The organism is Tenacibaculum aiptasiae, assembly GCF_008806755.1.
In the GTDB taxonomy this organism is placed as follows: Bacteria; Bacteroidota; Bacteroidia; order Flavobacteriales; family Flavobacteriaceae; genus Polaribacter; species Polaribacter aiptasiae.
On record NZ_WAAU01000030.1, the window covers coordinates 15,989 to 34,559 of the forward strand.

Annotated in this window: 19 protein-coding genes; 10 read left to right on the plus strand and 9 right to left on the minus strand. The window is 28.1% G+C overall.

Features of this window, described 5'->3' with window-relative positions:
- Positions 1-7 precede the first annotated feature (7 nt).
- Together F7018_RS15115 and surE are read right to left on the minus strand one after the other, a co-directional pair.
- Complete coding sequence (locus tag F7018_RS15115) at positions 8-295, minus strand: hypothetical protein (protein WP_150900941.1); 288 nt, start codon at positions 293-295, stop codon at positions 8-10.
- Positions 283-1,053, minus strand: coding sequence for a 5'/3'-nucleotidase SurE (surE, locus tag F7018_RS15120; RefSeq protein WP_150900942.1), 771 nt, complete (start codon positions 1,051-1,053; stop codon positions 283-285). Before surE ends, F7018_RS15115 begins: the two co-directional genes overlap by 13 nt.
- 115 nt (positions 1,054-1,168) lie before the next feature.
- Here surE and F7018_RS15125 point away from each other — a divergent pair, with 115 nt between their 5' ends.
- From F7018_RS15125 to F7018_RS15135, 3 genes are all read left to right on the plus strand, one after another.
- Positions 1,169-1,690 carry a hypothetical protein gene (locus F7018_RS15125; RefSeq protein ID WP_150900943.1) on the plus strand — a complete coding sequence of 174 codons (522 nt, stop codon included), beginning with the start codon at positions 1,169-1,171 and terminating at the stop codon, positions 1,688-1,690.
- Positions 1,691-1,760: 70 nt separating this feature from the next.
- On the plus strand, positions 1,761-3,881 hold the full coding sequence (locus F7018_RS15130) for a carboxy terminal-processing peptidase (RefSeq protein WP_150900944.1): 2,121 nt from the start codon (positions 1,761-1,763) through the stop codon (positions 3,879-3,881).
- 75 nt (positions 3,882-3,956) lie between these two features.
- Positions 3,957-4,580, plus strand: a complete 624-nt coding sequence (locus F7018_RS15135; RefSeq protein ID WP_150900945.1) for a hypothetical protein — start codon at positions 3,957-3,959, stop codon at positions 4,578-4,580.
- Here the strand turns inward: F7018_RS15135 and F7018_RS15140 are convergent.
- Entirely contained in the window at positions 4,577-5,371 is a 795-nt protein-coding gene (locus tag F7018_RS15140; RefSeq protein ID WP_150900946.1) for a DUF2797 domain-containing protein, read from the minus strand. The two genes, F7018_RS15135 and F7018_RS15140, sit on opposite strands and share 4 nt — an antisense overlap.
- Before the next feature lie 66 nt (positions 5,372-5,437).
- Between F7018_RS15140 and F7018_RS15145 the strand changes: the two genes are divergently transcribed.
- From F7018_RS15145 to F7018_RS15155, 3 genes are all read left to right on the plus strand, one after another.
- Complete coding sequence (locus tag F7018_RS15145; protein ID WP_150900947.1) at positions 5,438-6,946, plus strand: GH3 auxin-responsive promoter family protein; 1,509 nt, start codon at positions 5,438-5,440, stop codon at positions 6,944-6,946.
- A 3-nt stretch (positions 6,947-6,949) separates the two neighbouring features.
- On the plus strand, positions 6,950-7,510 hold the full coding sequence (locus tag F7018_RS15150) for a Crp/Fnr family transcriptional regulator (RefSeq protein WP_150900948.1): 561 nt from the start codon (positions 6,950-6,952) through the stop codon (positions 7,508-7,510).
- 68 nt (positions 7,511-7,578) lie between these two features.
- A complete protein-coding gene (locus tag F7018_RS15155; protein WP_150900949.1) occupies positions 7,579-8,118 on the plus strand; it encodes a hypothetical protein in 540 nt (179 codons plus the stop codon).
- On the opposite strand, the gene F7018_RS15160 is transcribed toward F7018_RS15155, so the two are convergent.
- From F7018_RS15160 to F7018_RS15175, 4 genes are read right to left on the minus strand one after another with little or no spacing between them, the layout of a single operon-like run.
- Positions 8,087-8,566, minus strand: a complete 480-nt coding sequence (locus F7018_RS15160; RefSeq protein ID WP_150900950.1) for a hypothetical protein — start codon at positions 8,564-8,566, stop codon at positions 8,087-8,089. The genes F7018_RS15155 and F7018_RS15160 overlap by 32 nt on opposite strands.
- Positions 8,567-8,602: 36 nt before the next feature.
- Positions 8,603-9,856, minus strand: a complete 1,254-nt coding sequence (locus F7018_RS15165; protein ID WP_150900951.1) for a tetratricopeptide repeat protein — start codon at positions 9,854-9,856, stop codon at positions 8,603-8,605.
- A gap of 13 nt (positions 9,857-9,869) precedes the next feature.
- Positions 9,870-11,408, minus strand: coding sequence for a M56 family metallopeptidase (locus F7018_RS15170; protein ID WP_150900952.1), 1,539 nt, complete (start codon positions 11,406-11,408; stop codon positions 9,870-9,872).
- On the minus strand, positions 11,405-11,773 hold the full coding sequence (locus F7018_RS15175) for a BlaI/MecI/CopY family transcriptional regulator (protein ID WP_150900953.1): 369 nt from the start codon (positions 11,771-11,773) through the stop codon (positions 11,405-11,407). The genes F7018_RS15170 and F7018_RS15175 overlap by 4 nt, the downstream gene beginning before the upstream one ends.
- Positions 11,774-11,922: 149 nt before the next feature.
- Between F7018_RS15175 and F7018_RS15180 the strand changes: the two genes are divergently transcribed.
- The gene (locus tag F7018_RS15180; RefSeq protein WP_150900954.1) at positions 11,923-12,423 is read left to right on the plus strand and encodes a DUF456 domain-containing protein; all 501 of its coding nucleotides are present in this window, start codon (positions 11,923-11,925) and stop codon (positions 12,421-12,423) included.
- Between the two features lie 260 nt (positions 12,424-12,683).
- On the plus strand, positions 12,684-14,381 hold the full coding sequence (gene lysS, locus F7018_RS15185) for a lysine--tRNA ligase (RefSeq protein WP_150900955.1): 1,698 nt from the start codon (positions 12,684-12,686) through the stop codon (positions 14,379-14,381).
- 415 nt (positions 14,382-14,796) lie between these two features.
- Here the strand turns inward: lysS and F7018_RS15190 are convergent, their stop codons facing one another.
- Positions 14,797-15,606, minus strand: a complete 810-nt coding sequence (locus F7018_RS15190) for an energy transducer TonB (protein WP_150900956.1) — start codon at positions 15,604-15,606, stop codon at positions 14,797-14,799.
- A 155-nt stretch (positions 15,607-15,761) separates the two neighbouring features.
- Between F7018_RS15190 and F7018_RS15195 the strand changes: the two genes are divergently transcribed.
- Complete coding sequence (locus F7018_RS15195) at positions 15,762-17,021, plus strand: sensor histidine kinase (protein WP_150900957.1); 1,260 nt, start codon at positions 15,762-15,764, stop codon at positions 17,019-17,021.
- A gap of 8 nt (positions 17,022-17,029) precedes the next feature.
- Positions 17,030-17,722, plus strand: a complete 693-nt coding sequence (locus F7018_RS15200; RefSeq protein ID WP_150900958.1) for a response regulator transcription factor — start codon at positions 17,030-17,032, stop codon at positions 17,720-17,722.
- Between the two features lie 7 nt (positions 17,723-17,729).
- Here F7018_RS15200 and F7018_RS15205 read toward each other — a convergent pair.
- A partial coding sequence (locus F7018_RS15205) for a T9SS type A sorting domain-containing protein (protein WP_175578751.1) occupies positions 17,730-18,571 on the minus strand: 842 nt, incomplete at its 5' end.

Here is an 18,571-nt window from a genome sequence, read left to right on the forward strand (position 1 = left end):
ATATTATTTAGAAAAATTTTATAATAAATGTAATTAGCGCTGTCAAAATAGTAGCTAACAGTACACCTCTAGCTCTATAATCTTGATTCTTTTTTAGAAATACCCAAAACACTAATAAATTAGGAATAGCAGCCAATGCAATTACTGAACCTAATACACCACCTTCTTTTACTTTTTGAAAAGTAGTACCTATGCTATCATACGATATATATTCTAAATAGATGAATAAACCGAATGCTGTAGCTATTAAAGAAACTAAAATCCCTATAGCTATTTCTTTTCTTATATGTCCCATGAATTCAGTTTTTGGATTGCATGATGTGCTGTCATATCAAATTGTACAGGAACTACAGAAATATATCCATTTTCTAAGGCCCAAATATCAGTATCCTGCCCTTTATCTCTATTAACAAACTCTCCAGATAACCAATAGTATTCTTTTCCAAATGGACTTTTACGTTTGTCAAAATCTTCTTTCCAATATCCATTCGCTTGTCTACAAACACGGATTCCTTTAATATCTTTTTCTTTTAATTTTGGAATGTTTACATTCAATACAACACCTTCTGGTAATCCATTTAACAAAACATTCAACGTTATTTTCTCAATAAACTTTTTAGCTGCTCTAAAATCAGCATGCCAATCAAAATCAAGTAATGAAAAACCAATTGCTGGAATTCCTTCTATACCAGCTTCAACAGCAGCACTCATTGTTCCAGAATAAATAACATTTATTGATGAATTAGAACCATGATTAATTCCAGAAACACATAAATCTGGCACACGATTTAATATTTTATTTTTAGCCATTTTCACACAGTCAGCAGGTGTTCCTGAGCAGCTGTATTCTATTTGTGGGCCTTCATCAATGGTAATCGGATTACAATGCAAAACGTTGTTTACCGTAATTGCATGCCCCATACCACTCTGAGGACTGTCTGGGGCAACAACAACAACGTCTCCTATTTTATTCATTATTTCAATTAACATTCGAATACCAGGAGCGGTAATTCCATCATCATTTGTAACTAATATTAAGGGTCTTTCTTGCATAGTAGAATAGTTTTACAACAAATGTAACACAAAAAAAGGACTCTTTTTTTAACATTTTGTAAAGACAAAAAGCTTTATTTTATATGTAAAATTGTAGTAATCAAACACAAACGTTATGGCTCGTTTTATTATCTATGTAACTCTTTTCACTTTAAGTACAATTTTTTCGGAAGTAAATGCGCAAAATAAAGCGATAAAACCATGCAGTTCTCCAGAGTATTCTCAATTTGATTTTTGGTTAGGAAACTGGAATGTTTACGACACAAAGAATAATCTTATAGGTACTAATAATATTATTAAACTATCTAATGCTTGTGCCATTCAAGAGAATTGGGTTTCTAAAACATCTAAAAATAAAGGGACAAGTTATAACTATTATAATAAATCTGATAATTCTTGGAATCAATTATGGGTAGACAACACAGGGTTCTCTTTAGAATTAAAAGGGCATTATGATACAAATAAAATGGTTTTAAAGAGTAAACTTATAAAAAGTCAAAACGGTGATTTTTATAATCAAATTACTTGGACTAAAAACTCTGATGGATCAGTAACTCAAGTTTGGGATTATATTGACAAAAACCATAAAAAAATAAAAGAAGTTTTTAAAGGGGTTTACAAAAAGCAAGAAAACTAAAAAAGTTGGCATTATTTTAGTAGCTTAGCAACACAACGACACAATAAAAAAATAAAAAGACAGAAGATACATGAAGACGAAATTTATCATTCCATTTTTAGCATTTACATTATTATTTTCAAATTCTACTTTTTCTAATTCAGTTTCTAATAATGATCCCGAAAAAGATAGAGTAATTGTTTATGTCTTAAAAAATATTTTATCACGATATCACTATGTTCAAAAAGAATTGAATGATGATTTTTCTGAACACGTATACAATACTTTTATTGATGGCTTAGATCCTAGTAAAAGATATTTTACACAAGAAGATTTAAAAGAGTTTTCAAAATATAAATATCAAATTGACAATCAATTAAGAGATACCAAAATTGATTTTTATAAATTGGTTTATAACCGTTTTTTAGAGAAACTTGGTACAGCAAAAAAAACATATCGCTCATTATTACTTGAACCTTTCAACTATAAAAAAGATGAAGTAATTGACGTAGATTATGATAAAATTCCTTTTGCTAAAAATGACAGTGAATTAATTAACTACTGGAGAAAACAATTAAAACTTTCTATTTTAAGTAGAATTGAAGATGCTGAAAATCAACAAAAAGAGAAAGCTAAAAAAGATAAAAACTTTAAAAAGAAAACATTTACTGAACTAGAAAAAGAAGCTAGAAAAGAAGTTTTAAAAAACATGAATGATTTATACCAACGTATTGATGAACTTGAAAACTCTGACTGGTATTCTACCTTTTTAAATAGTGTTGTAAGTGGATTTGATCCACATACTACTTATATGTCTCCTAGAAGAAAATCTCGTTTCGATCAAGAAATGTCTGGTAAATTAGAAGGAATTGGTGCTCGTTTACAGAAAAAAGGTATTTACACACATATTGTTGAGTTAATTTCTGGAGGTCCAGCATGGAAACAAGGTGGTTTAGAACCTGATGATATTATTTTAAAAGTAGCACAAGGTGACAAAAAACCACTAGACATTGTAGGAATGAGATTGGATGATGCTATTAAATTTATTAAAGGAAAAAAAGGAACCGAAGTTCGTTTAACTGTTAAAAAGAAAATTGATGGCTCAATAAAAGTAATTCCAATTATTAGAGATGTAGTTGAATTAGAAGAAACCTTTGTAAAATCTAGTATTGTTGAAAAAAACGGAAAAAAATATGGTGTAATTAACTTACCAAGATTTTATATTGATTTTAATGATTTAAGCCGTAGAGATGCTGCTAAAGATATGGAAAAAGAAATTGAGCGTTTAAAACAAGAAAACGTGAAAGGTTTAGTGATTGATTTACGTGATAATGGTGGCGGTTCTTTAAAAACAGCTATTGAAATTGGTGGATTATTTATTAAACAAGGTCCAATTGTACAAGTAAAGTATAGAAATGAACAACCCGTAGTTAAAAATGATACAGATTCAAAAATTCAATGGGATGGTCCTTTAGTAGTAATGGTAAATGAATTTTCTGCTTCTGCATCTGAAATTTTTGCTGCAGCTATGCAAGATTATAAACGTGGTGTTATTATTGGTGGAAAACAGACCTATGGTAAAGGAACTGTACAAAATGTATTACCAATCAATCGTTTTTACGAAAAGTATCCTAGTGATTTAGGAGCTTTAAAAATGACTATTCAAAAATTTTATAGAATTAACGGTGGTTCTACCCAAATAGAAGGGGTTTATTCAGATGTTTCTTTACCTAGTAGATTTAGTTATATGGAATTTGGGGAACGTGATTTAGATGGGGCTTTACCATGGGATAAAGTGCAACAAGCCAAATATAGTACTACAAATTCATACACTAATTTTGCTGATGTTGTTTACAACAGTAAGCAACGTGTAATGAAAAATGATAAGTTTAAGAAAATTAATGAGTATGCTAAATGGTTAAAGAAAAATCAAGATGAAAGAATATATTCTTTAAACTACAATAAATTTAAAGAAGAGAGCGATAAAAAATCTAAGGAAGGAGAAAAATTTAAAGAAGTATTTAAATTTGATTCTAACCTAACATTTGACTCTCCTAAATACGAATTAAGTTTATTTAAAAAAGACACTGTTTTAAAGGAGAAACGTATTGCGTGGCATAAGAACTTAAAAAAAGATATTTACATAAATGAAGCACTTAATGTATTAAGTGAATTGAAAATGAATAAGAACTATACTATTGTAAAACATTAAAAAAATTGTATATTTATATTGAAGTATAGCTACTTCGTTCGGGGGATTACAAGTTTCAATAACAATCAAATTGATATGCTTTTAATCCAAAAAATAAATAATATACTAAATAGTAGAAAGTACTATAATAATTATTACAGTCAAATAATTAAAAAATATAAAAATATAGATAATTATACATCTATATTTAACAGTGTTGTACAAGACAATGATATCATTGAAAGTAATGTTCCTATTCGTTTTTCTGATGATATTGATTTTGGTGCTTGCGTTAGTTCTGTAAAAAAAGGAATTAATACTTCGTATCGTTTTATTAAAAACCCTGATTTATGTGATATCATCTTTTTTACAACAAAAATAGGTGGTTATCGAATAACCACTGAACTTCATTTTTTTAAGAATAAACTTATCTTTTTTAAATACACCTTTCCTTCATTATCTAATAAGAAAAAGATTGAAAACCTTATAAAAAAGAAATATAAAATAAAAGAGTCTGTAACTGATAAAATAAATAATTTACTAGTTACAGACGCTCTCAATAATTATTTGAAAACAGAAAATGAAGTCACATTTTCTATCAATTATTTTACAAAAAATTATGGTTTCTATGCTTTCTTAAAACAGCAACAAGAAAATTCAAAAATAAATGCTTTAAATCAACTTTATAATTCAGAATCTCAATTGCTTGAAAAAATTTAAGTCATTGTAATTTCAACTACAATTCCTTCATTAGCTCTAACATTAAAAACAGTTTCATCTTCAAAAATCAAATACTGCCCTTTTATACCTACTAACGTTCCCGTATAGGTTTGTTCCTTTACAATATTCAAACTTTTAGGTTTTGCCGGATATTTTTCTACAGGAAAATTAATTGATGTTTCTTTGTTATTTTCAATATAATATTGCTGAGCTTCTTCAGGAATAAAAGCTTTTAAACGTTCTTGCCACGATACTAAATTTTCATCTTCAATATCATTTTTCAGCATTTTTCGCCAGTTGGTTTTATCTGCTACATATTCTTTTAAAGCAACCTCAGTAATTCCTGCTAAATAACGATTAGGCACCTCAACAATTTCAATAGCTTCATGAGCTCCTTGATCTATCCAACGCGTTGGCACTTGTTGTTTTCTAGTAACACCTACCTTCACATTACTAGAGTTAGCTAAATACACAATATGTGGTTGTAATTGTACTTTTTTCTCATATTCTAAATCACGATCTTCAATATCTAAATGCGCTTTACTTAACTCAGGTCGCATAATCCAATCTCCAGCATTCGGTGTTTCAAAAAAACATTTTTTACAAAATCCTTGGCGGTAAATTTGCTTTTCTAAATGACAATTTAAACATTCGTAAGTAACAAAACTTAGTGTTATTTTTTTGTTTAAAAGCTGATTCATATTTAAAAAATCAGATTTCATATCTAAGTAATACTGTACAGTATCTAAATTTTCAGTCGTCATTTTTTTTAAAACTCCTTGGTATTGCATGTCTTAAATTTTATTACTTTTAGCTTCACAAACTTACAGTAAAAAAATTGAATTAAGAGTCAAACTATGTCGTTTCCATTTATAAATTCTATTATTTCATGGTTTTTGAAAAAACGCAAACATCAGGTAGAATTATTTTTAAAATATCCTATCGATGTTCAAAACGAATTACTTCAAAAATTATTAAATACTGCTAAGAATACTGAGTTTGGAAAACAACATAACTTCTATTCAATTAAAAACTACATCGATTTTACTAATAATGTTCCTATCCAGAAATATGAAAGTATTGAACCACTTATAGAGAGATGTAGAAAAGGAGAACAAAATTTATTTTGGCCTACAACAATTAAGTGGTTTGCTAAATCAAGTGGAACTACCAATGCTAAGAGTAAGTTTATTCCAGTAAGTAATGAAGCTTTAGAAGGATGTCATTTAAAAGCTGGTAAAGACATGCTGTGTTTATACATTAATAATAATGAAGAAACACAAATGTTTACTGGTAAAGGATTAAAATTAGGAGGTAGTACAGCCATTTATGAGGATAACAATTCTCACTTTGGAGATTTATCTGCAATTATAACCGAAAACTTACCTTTTTGGGCAGACTATAGCTCTGCTCCTAGTCAAGAAGTTTCTTTAATGGCAGAATGGGAAACAAAAATGGAAGCTATTATTAATGAAACTATTAACGAAAACATTACTAGTTTAGTTGGAGTTCCTAGCTGGATGTTAGTACTTCTAAATAGGGTTTTAGAAAAAACTGGTAAAGATAATATTTTAGAGGTTTGGCCTAATTTGGAAGTTTATTTCCATGGAGGTGTCAACTTTAACCCATATAGAGAACAGTACAAAAAATTAATTCCAAAAGACAGTTTCAAATATTACGAAACTTATAATGCTTCTGAAGGTTTTTTTGCTATTCAAGACCAAAATAATTCAGAAGAATTATTACTAATGCTCGATTATGGTATTTTTTATGAATTTATCCCTATGGATTCTTATGATGGTGAAAATTCAACAGCCATTCCATTATCTGAAGTTAAAAAAGATGTTAATTACGCCGTAGTTATTACTACCAATGGTGGTTTATGGCGTTATTTAATTGGTGATACTGTTAAGTTTACTTCTTTAAATCCTTATCGAATAAAAATTACTGGTAGAACAAAACACCATATTAATGTTTTTGGTGAAGAATTAATTATTGAGAATGCAGAGGAAGCTTTAAAAATTGCAAGTACAAAAACTAATGCTTCTATTAGAGATTATACTGTTGGTCCAATTTTTATGAATGATAATAAAAGTGGTGGACATGAATGGGTTATTGAATTTAGTACTCCTCCTAAAAGCATAGATACTTTTACAGAATTATTAGATAATGCTTTAAAATGTATCAATTCAGATTATGAAGCCAAGCGCTATAATAACATGACCTTGTCTTTACCTAAAGTACATCAAGCACGACAAGGATTATTTTATGATTGGTTAAGTAAAAAAGGAAAGCTTGGAGGACAACATAAAGTACCTCGTCTTTCTAACAAACGTGATTTTGTAGATGAATTACTTAACTTATAGGTTATGAACTCTTTTTTTGAACAAAATGCCGATTTACTATTAGAAAACTCTGAACTTGCAGAAGCTTTTCAAAATATTATAAAACCTGAAAAATATCCTAAACATCATATACTACATGAAGCTGGGCATATTTGTAACCATATGTATATTATCATATCTGGAATAGCTCGTGTTTTTTATTACAAAGATGGAAAAGATATAACTGTACATTTTTCAGCTGAACAAGAAAGTATAACTACTATTGATAGCTTTATTCAACGTAAAAAAAGTAAATACAACATTGAAGCTTTAGAAGATTTGGAAGTTCTAAAAATTACGCATGCAGATTTAGAAAATCTTTTTGATTCCAATCCTAAATATGAACGATTTGGTCGTTTATTTTTACAAAAAATTTATATAGATCTTGTTGAAAGAATCGATGATTTACAACTTCATACTGCTCAAGAACGATATAATATTTTACTACAAAAGAAACCATTTCTATTTAATAGAGTAGCCTCTAAACACCTTGCTTCTTTCTTAGGTATGACTCCCGAAACCTTCAGTAGAATTAGAGGAAAATAATTTCTTGATAATTATCAAGTAAAACATAAAATTGGTAAAATATCTTTGTTGTACAAAACAACTAAAACATGACAATAGCAGAAGCTTTACAAGGATTTTACACCAAAAATAATCTCTTAAAAAATGGAGGCGAAGATGAAAACACCTTTGAATTAAAGTTTAAATTATTTACGTTAAAACTTCCCAATTCTCAATTTAGAAAAGATATAATTCATATTCACGATATACAACATGTATTATACAACTGTGATACAACGTGGAAAGGAGAGGCTTTTATAGCTGGGTGGGAAATTGCTACAGGTATGTGGAAAAAATTACCTATTGGTATAATGAGTACTTGGGCAATGGGATTTTCACTTTTAAACTATCCAAAAGACGTTTACAGAGGATATAAAGCTGGATTAAAAGTAACTGGTATTATCGATTTAAATCTTAGCAAAGAAGAGCTCTTAAAGCTTTCTATTGAAGATCTAAAAAAAAGAATAAAGAAAGAAGGTCAAAATAAAATGAATTTTACACAAATAGTTTATTTTATTTTTTGGGTACTTTTTAGTCTCTTTATTTTTTCATTTCCTTTTAGTTTACTTCCTCTTTTATTTGTATTCTAATTGGTAATTGATATTGTGTTGATACAGGTATACCTCTTTTAAAACCAGGTGTTATTTTGGGCAACTTTTTTATAGATTGTTTAATTACACTATCTAATTTTGGTAAGTACTCTTTTATATTATTGGATAATGAAATATCTTTTAACTCAAACTTCCCTTTACTACTAATTTGCAAGTCTATTAAAACTACCTCATCTATTAATTCATTACTTACAAAATTATATAACTGTAACTCCTTGGTTATTCTTTGCTGAATTTCTTTTCTAAAACAATTTGTTTTAGCTTCATCCATAAGGTTTTTACAAACACTAAAAGAAGGAGAAATATCTACTTTAGAAAAATCAATAACAGTATCTATCATTTGATCTTTATTCTTTTTTGATGAAGAAAAAAAATCGCACGACACAAATAATAAAATCGTAATTAAAGAAACACAGCAACACTTCATCTCATTGATTTTGAGATGAAAATACAAAAATTTAGCCTATTCTATAACATCACCTTTCATGAAATAATATTTTTTTATTTCTTTAATTCTGGTTTTCACTTGACTTGTAAGCAAAGAGTCTTTTTCTTCAAACCTATCCATATAGTTTTTATAATATTTTAAGGCTAGCTTTTTATCCTCATAATAGTTTTCGGTAGTATTAGCTAACTGATATAGCGCTCTGTAGTTTCTACTATTTTCATTATAAGATTTTTTATAAGCCTTCATTTCTGCTTTAGGTTTTCCTAATTCTTTATACACTCTTGCTAATTGGTAATATTCAATATCTCTAGATTCTTTTCCTACATAAGTTGCTAACATATAGTTATACATAGCGCTCTTATATTCTTTTTGATCAAAATTTATATCTCCTAAATAAGTATATGATTTAAAATCCGACCGATCTATTTTTAATGCTTTATTAAAATATTTTTCGGCTTCATCATAATCCTTTAGTTTGTACAAAGCTCTTCCTAACATTTTTTGAGTGTAATGTTCATTTGGCTTTAACGTATCTATTTTTTCTAACAAACTAATTGCTTCTAAATACTGTTTCTTTCTATATAAGCTATTTATTTTTAACTTGTTTAATTCTATATGATTTGGATTTACTTGCAATCCTCTATTGGTAAAAATAGCAGAAGAATCCTTATCTCTTAATAAAACATAAGCAAGCGCTAATTGGTGAATTGCTTTAATATGTTCATCATCATTTTTATAAGCCTCTAAAAAACTATTTATCTTTAAGTTTCTCCTCTTCAACATGGCATATACCACACCAAGCTGGTAATGATAATTCGCATTTTCTTTATCCTTTTGAATTAAATTTTCAAATAGCACTTTAGCTCTTGAAGGTTGTTTAGTTTTTAAATACAATTTACCTAATTGATATTTTATCAATAAATTATTATCATCATTTGCTACAATGTCTTCAAAAATTGATATCGCTTTTTTTAACTTTTTCTCTTTATTATAGCTTTTTCCCAACTTAACTTTTATGGCGTAATCATTTTTAACTTCTAGTGCTTTTTCATAATATTTTGAAGCTAATTTATAATTATCTATTGCTTCATAAATTTGAGCTTTCTTAGTATTAGAAATGAAAGTTGAAGATAGGTTATTCAATTCTTCTAAAGCCTTTTTATAACGGCCTTTATTAACAAGATTATCAATGGATTTAAAAGTCGAAGTTTGTGCTTCGACTTTTATAAACCCTATTAAAAATAATACAATTAAAATTTTCTTTTTCATTTTTTTATTTAAACTATTCAATGTTTAATGTTATTGGTATTGTATATCCTGTAGATACTACTTTTCCATCTTTTTCTCCTGGTTTCATTTTTGGTAATTTTTCTACAACTTCTATTGCATACTGTTTTAATTCTGCATGTGGAGCCCTAGCTTTTACTTGAGTAACCTTACCTGTTTTATCTACTTTAAACTGTACATAAACTTTTGCTCTTCCTTTTTTAATTCCTAAGTTATTTGCTTTAGAAGCATCAAAATTATTTGCTACAAACCTTGTAATACTTTTGGTAAAACAATTCCTATCTCCTTCATTACACCCTGGATATATTGGATATTTATCTAATAATGTAAATGGTACATAACTGGATTTTTTTTGTACAACTTCTTGTTCATTATTATCAAACCTATTAATAGCTTCTTCCAAATCCAAAAACATAATCTTTCTTTGCTTATTTTCTACTCCTTCAAAAAGCCTAATAGGAATATCTTTCCCTGATTTTACAAGTTGTTCTTTCTTATTGTTTAGCTCTATTAACTCTACATTTGTTAAATCATTCAACTGCAATTCTTTTGTCTTTGGTGGTTCTAAACCTAAAAATACATCCATATACGATTGCTTAGTTTCAGAAACTCTCTTTTTCACCTCCTTGAGATCAGTATAAAGTACTGTATTCTCTTTCTTTTGTTCTGGTGCAGTAGCGCTTGCATCTTGAGAACAAGAGGTATAAGCCAACATACTTGCTAATACCGGTATTAACAATAAATATTTTAATTGTTTAATCTGTTTCGATTCTTTTTTCGTCATCATAATAATTCGTTTTTTAATTAATGAATGCTTATAAAATTGATTTAAGAATGAAATGTTTTCAACTTGAAAAACATCAGAGAGTAAATTGTTAATATAATTTTCTTTTAAAGTAGCTTTGCTCACTTTCTCATCAGAAATATATTCATGTACTAAAGAAATTCTGTTTTGATACACATATACCATTGGATTAAACCACATTAGTATTCTCAGAAATTCAAAAAACAACAAATCGATTGAGTGTTTTTGTTTACTATGTACTAATTCATGTTGAATTATTTTTTCTTTTTTATCTAATGGAATCTCTTTTCCTAAGAAAATATAATTAAAAAAAGAAAATGCCTTTGAATTCTTTGGTAACAGCACCAATTTATATGTTTTTCTACGTTCAATTTCATATTTAAATATTAATCGAACAATGCGTAATAATTTTACAACAAACACTATTAAAAACACTAAACATCCACTCCAAAATAACACATCTAAATAATCAATAGATTGATACCAAGCAGCTTTTTCAATTACTCGCTGTGGAGATAAAACTACTTCTGGCAACATAATGGTATACTCTACAGGAACTGCTTTTTTTATGGTAGGTATTTTCACTAGTGGCAATAAAAATGACACTATCGATGTTGACAATAAATACCATCTATTCTTTGAAAAAAAAGTTTCTTTACTTAAGAAAAAATCATAAACTGCTACAAACAGTACTTGAAATAAGACTACTTGGATTATATAATTTATCATGACTTTTTATTTTTATTTATCTCTTTCAAAATACTTTCCAATTCGTTAATATCCATCTTATTTTCCTTCATAAAAAAAGATACCATACTTTTAAATGAACCTCCAAAGTAACCATTCATTAACTTATGTAGACTTTCATTACTATACTCCGATTTTTTTACTAATGGGTAATATACATATCCCCTTCCTTTAGGTTGATGCCCAACAAACTCTTTTGTTTCTAAAATTCTAATAATAGTAGAGACTGTATTATAAGCTGGTTTCGGATCAGGTAACTCTGCTATAACTTCTTTTACAGATGCTTCTTTTAAATTCCATAAAACTTGCATTATCTGCTCTTCTGCTTTTGTTAATTGCTTACTCATTCTAACTTTTATTGAAATATTTCATCACAAATATAACTAAAAAATTAGTTTAAACTAATTTTTTAGTTAAAAAGATGTAACAAATAGTAATCATACTCGTCTTATAAATAGAAAAATAAAGCTATTTTAAACTAAAAAGAATATAAAATATGGATATATTGCTAACCTTACTTGGTTTTATATGTGTTTGTTTAGGTATAATCGGTTCATTTTTACCAGTCTTGCCAGGTCCCTTAACAGGTTGGTTAGGATTATTATTATTACATTTAACAAAAGCGATACCTCAAGATTGGACATTCTTAAGCATAACACTAGTCATTGCTGTTTTTATTTTTATTATTGATTATTTTATTCCTGCCATTGGAACAAAACGTTTTGGTGGTAGTAAATATGGAGTTTATGGAACTACTATAGGTTTAATTATAGGTTTATTCTCCCCTATTCCTTTTGGAATATTAATCGGTGCTTTTTTTGGAGCTCTTATTGGTGAATTAATCTATGATAGTAAAGATACTTCTAGAGCAATTAAAGCTTCTTTTGGGGCATTTTTAGGTTTCTTAGTTTCTGCTACCATCAAATTTTCTGTAGCTACAGTATATTTTGTTCTATTCTTAACTACTTTTTGGGAATACAAAAACGCTTTCTTTTAAGTCAAATTTAATGCAAAAAAAAAGCAACCCATCTCAGGGAAGCTTTCCATTGGTTAACAAAACCATGGTACTATTTAAAGTACCTAACAACACAACTAAATGCTACTTTACAAAAAAGCAGCCTGCAAATATACAACCTTTTTTAATACCTGCAAATTTTTTTAGTTTTTTTACAAAAAATGTGAATCTGTTATTCATTGTTTAATTCTTCAATTGATTGTATCTTTGCCCCTTCATTAAAAAATTATAAAAATTAACCCATGCAATTATCAGAACAAGAAGTTGTACGTAGAGAAAAGTTAGGGAAATTACGAGAATTAGGTATTAACCCTTACCCTGCTGATTTATTTCCATTAAATTCAAATTCAAAAACTATAAAGAACAAGTTTGAAGAAGGGAAAAAGGTGATAATTGCTGGTAGATTAATGAGTCGTCGTATACAAGGAAAAGCTTCTTTTGCTGAATTACAAGATAGCGAAGGAAGAGTTCAAGTATATTTTAATAGAGATGAGATTTGTCCTGGAGAAGACAAAGATTTGTACAATGAAGTTTATAAAAAACTTTTAGACATAGGTGACTTTGTAGGTATAGAAGGAGAATTATTTAAAACTAAAGTTGGAGAAATTACTGTAATGGTAAAAGACTTTAAACTATTAAGTAAATCTTTAAAACCATTACCTTTACCTAAAGTTGATGCTGATGGAAATACCTTTGATGGTTTTACAGATCCTGAAATGCGTTATAGACAACGCTATGCTGACTTAGTTGTAAACCCACATGTAAAAGATGTATTTGTAAAAAGGACTAAGTTATTTAACGCTATGCGTCAGTTTTTTAACGATGCAGGTTATTTTGAAGTAGAAACTCCTATTTTACAACCAATTCCGGGTGGTGCTGCTGCAAGACCATTTATTACTCATCACAATGCCTTAGACATTCCATTATACATGCGAATTGCTAACGAATTATACTTAAAACGTTTGATTGTTGGTGGTTTTGATGGTGTATATGAGTTTTCTAAAAACTTCCGTAACGAAGGGATGGACAGAACTCACAATCCAGAGTTTACAGCAATGGAAATCTATGTAGCTTATAAAGACTACAACTGGATGATGGACTTTACAGAAAAATTATTAGAACACTGTGCTATAGCTGTAAACGGAACTACTGAAGCTACTTTTGGAGAACATAAAGTTGACTTTAAAGCTCCTTATGCTAGAGTTACTATGGCTGATTCTATAAAGCACTTTACTGGTTTTGATATTAATGGTAAATCGGAAGACGAAATTCGTGCTGCTGCTAAAGATATGGGTATTGAGGTTGATGATACCATGGGGAAAGGAAAATTAATTGATGAAATCTTTGGTGAAAAATGTGAAGGAAACTACATTCAACCAACTTTCATTACAGATTATCCTAAAGAAATGTCTCCTTTATGTAAAGAACATAGAGATAACCCTGAGTTAACAGAGCGTTTTGAATTAATGGTTTGTGGTAAAGAGATTGCAAATGCTTATTCAGAATTAAATGATCCAATAGATCAACGTGAACGTTTTGAAGCTCAATTAAAATTAGCTGCTCGTGGTGATGATGAAGCTGGAGAATTTATTGATCAAGATTTCTTACGTGCATTAGAATATGGAATGCCTCCTACTTCTGGTTTAGGTATCGGTATGGATCGTTTAATAATGTATTTAACAAACAATCCTTCTATTCAAGAAGTATTATTCTTCCCGCAAATGAAACCTGAGAAGAAAGCTCCTTCTATTGAATTAAATGATGATGAGAAAACTTTATTAGCTTTAATTGACAAAGCTGAAAAAATAGATTTAAATGAATTAAAGTCTGAGTCTGGTTTATCTAACAAAAAATGGGATAAGACTATAAAGAGTTTAACCAAAAACAAATTAGCTAAAGTTGAAAAAACCGAAGAAGGTTTATTTGTATTAGCTGTATAAATCATATTTATATGAATAAAAAACCACCTTTTTTAGGTGGTTTTTTTATTTTACAATCATAATCTCTTTTTACTTCACTTAATAAACAAGGTTGTTCAACTTTACTTTTCTTCCTCTCATCTAATTTTAAAAAGTTAATCGCTTTATACAATTACCTTTACAGTGTAATAACTTATTAAATGAGTTATCACTAAAAAAGAAGTTTATCCGGGGGGACGCTTCTTTTTTTTGGTTAAAAAACACTGTTCATCTATATTTTTTTGCTTTTCAACAAGCAAATTATTCCATTTATCGAAAAATTGACAAAAATTACTTATATAAAAGGTAAATTAGAAATAGATAATTTGAATTTAATGTTTAACCACCCCTTATACAAAAGGCTCCCCCGGGAGCTCTTTTGTTGTTTTATACTTATTTAACACCCCACTTCTCCTATAATCAATTCAAATTGTTGCGACACAAGTTTACCTTTACTATTTCTTGCAGGATTCCATTTAGGCATTTTATACAACATTTTTATAATAGCTTTATCTACTGAAATAATACCTGTTGTTTTTGTAACTTTTATATTTTCCACTTCCCCCATTTCATTCACTGTAAACAACGCTATTGCATTTTGCATAGGGTTAAAGTTCCAGTTTAAAATTTCAACTGTACTATTCTTTTTCAAATATTCAACAAGTTGCTCATTACCTTCTCTAAAACTAGCTGATACTTCCGGAACTACTGTCATAGTAATATTTGTTTCTTTTTTGATATTGTTAGTACCTAAAGATTCTTTGTCTTTATAAACTATTCTTATTAAAATATCATCTCCAATATGTATGTTATTAAATAATTCTTGTTGTTTGCTATTTAAATTAATGTTATCTCCAACTTCTTTTATAGCTTCATCTTTAGTTATTCTATATGTTTCAACAGTAATATAATTTTCTATCCTATTAGAAGGATAATCTTCTACAATGTCTTTTAATGTTTTCGCTTTACTTAGTTTATCTTTAGTAATTGTCCTATTACTAGCTCCTCTAACCAAGTAATTAGGTGCTACTTCAAAGAATTTATTAAAACGATCGCTACTAAAGCAACTTAGTTTATTAGTTGTTCTTTTTACTCCCTTAACTTCTATCGGATTATTGTCATTGGAACTATTTTTGTTTGCAAAACCAACAATTATTAAACTTCCTAAAATTGATAAAACTCCAACTATTAATATTTTTACTTTCATTTTTAAATGCTTTAATGGTTCATATCACAAAGTTATTTTGAGCAATTATTAGTTATTGAAAATGAGATGTAAATAATTGTTAATGAAGTGTAAATAATTGTTATTGAGATGTAAATATTTAAAAGCCAAACAATAATTAACTTAACTTTGCTGATATGGCAAATAAAACTATACGTACTATACTACTATTAATGCTAATAACCATTTTAGGATTATTTGTTACACAAGTATATTGGTTTAAAAAGTCTTTTTCTCTTGAAGAGAAACAATTTGATGATAAAATAAATATTGCTTTAAGAAATGTAGCTCATCAGTTATTAATCTTAGAAAAAGATTCAATTTCTACAATTCCACCTGTAACTAAAATTGCTTCTAACGAATTTCTTGTTAAAACAAATACACATTTTAATATAAATATTCTAGATAAAACTCTTCGAAAAGAATTTTACTCTAGAGACTTAAATATTGATTTTGATTATAACATCATTAAATCTAAAAACAATGAAATAATATTAGGGAATACTATTTTTGATGTTACTAAGAATACTGAAATATCTTGCGAAAAAAGAACCTCAGCTGTTGATCTTTTGGATTTCAAAATTATAATTAATAATAAAACAGTTTACCTTTTAAACTCTATGGGAATATGGATGTATTCCTCTGTTAGTTTACTTGTTATATTAGCTGTTTTTATTTTTATAATAATTTCTATCCTTAAAGAAAAAAAATTAGCACATTTAAGAAACGATTTTGTTAATAATATGACGCATGAGCTAAAAACTCCAATTACAAATATTTCTGTGGCATCTGATGCTATAAGAAATAGAAGTAATAAAATGGATACTAATAAATTAGGAAAGTATGCTGATATTATTTATTATGAAAATAATCGATTATTAAACCTTGTTGATAGCGTACTACAAATTTCTACTATTGAAAAACAAGAAAAATCTTTTTCTTTTCAAGAAATTGATGTCCACGCTATTATAAATAAAGTGTTATTAAGTTTTGAACCAATCATTGAAAAAAAAGAAGGTAGTATAATAGCTTTTTTGGAAGCCCAAAAATACACTATTAGAGCAGATGAAACTCATTTTACTAATGTTGTATATAATTTAATTGAAAACGCTATTAAATATGCAAAAGTTCATCCTGAAATTACAATTAAAACGATGAACTTAAACAATGGAATTAATGTCGAAATCATTGATAAAGGTATTGGAATGAGTAAGGAAACTCAAGAACGTATTTTTGAAAAATTCTTTAGAGCCGAAAGCGGCAACATACACAATACCAAAGGATTTGGTTTAGGTTTAAGCTATGTTAAAACAATAATAGAAAAGCATTTAGGGGAAATTACTTTTACTAGTAAAGAGAATTTAGGAACTACGTTTACCATTTTTTTACCTATTTAAATTTAATTATGAGTAATCAAAAACATATCTTATTAGTTGAAGACGATGAAAGCATGGGGTTTTTATTAAAAGACAGTTTAGAAAACTATCATTTTAATGTGACTCTTTTTCCAAATGGTAAGTTAGCTTTAAACGAATTCCATAAAAATTCTTTTGACATCTGTTTACTAGACGTTATGATGCCTATTATGGATGGTTTTAGTTTAGCTAAGGAGATAAGAAAAATTAACACTAACATCCCTGTTATTTTTCTAACTGCCAAATCTATGAAAGAAGATAAAATTAATGGCTTTAAAATTGGTGCTGATGATTATGTAACTAAACCTTTTAATATTGAAGAGTTAGTACTTCGAATTAAAGCTATTTTAAAAAGAAGTTCCGCTGTTCAAACATTTAAAAACATTATTCCTTTTTCCAATTATAGTTTAGATCTTGATAACTTAATTTTAAATTCTAATAATAGTGAAGCTATACAATTAACTCAAAAAGAAGCTGATATTTTAGCCTTATTCGCTAGAAACAAAAACACTTTACTTAAAAGAGATTATATTTTAAACTCCGTATGGAAAGATGATAATTATTTTATTGGAAGAAGCTTAGATGTTTTTATTTCCAAGCTTCGAAAACACTTTAAAAATACTACTTCAATTCAAATAAAAAATATACATGGAACTGGTTATAAATTTATAGTTACTGATTAAATTCCAACTACATTTTCATAAACTTAGTTTCCTTCTTAAACTTTGTCCCATAAACATTTATAATATACATTCCTACAGATAATTTACTGGTATCAACTTTAAAGTCTTCTCCATTATAAAATTCTCGTTTTCTATAAATAGACTGTCCGTTAACATCAAAAATATGAATATCAAAAGGATCTCCAATAAGTGCATAAGTTGAAATAAACAATGTATTTGTAACTGGAACTGGGTATATAGTTATTGAATTTGCATCTACAACATCATTTTCAACCATTACTTTACTTATGATTGTACTACAATTTGATGGATTCAATTTCTCACAAATAGTATACTCATAATCGTAAGTACCTGCAGTAGTTCCTGAACTCACTACAATTGTCCCGTCAGAATTCATTACAATACTTCCATTTAATGGATTAGGAGAAGCTCCTACTGTTAAGTCAATATCTGATACATTTAATAGCAGTCCGTTTAACAAATCATTAGATAAAACACTAGTAGTTACTTCTCCCTTTCTTCCATTTATGTTTGTAAAAATTTCTTCTTTTGCTTCAATCATTGAACTATCTACAATTACTTTACTAGTAACTGTACTACAGTTTGATGGATTTAATTTCTCACAAATAGTATATTCATAATCATAAGTACCTGCGATAGTTTCTGAACTTACCGTTATCGTACCATCTGAATTCATTACAATACTTCCTTTTAATGGGTTCGGAGAAGTTCCAGCAATAAAATTGATGTATGAAGTACTATTTAATAATGCCCCATTTAAAAGGTCATTAGTTAAAACACTTGCTGTAACTCCTCCTACTTTCCCATTGATTCCTGTAAAAGTTTCTG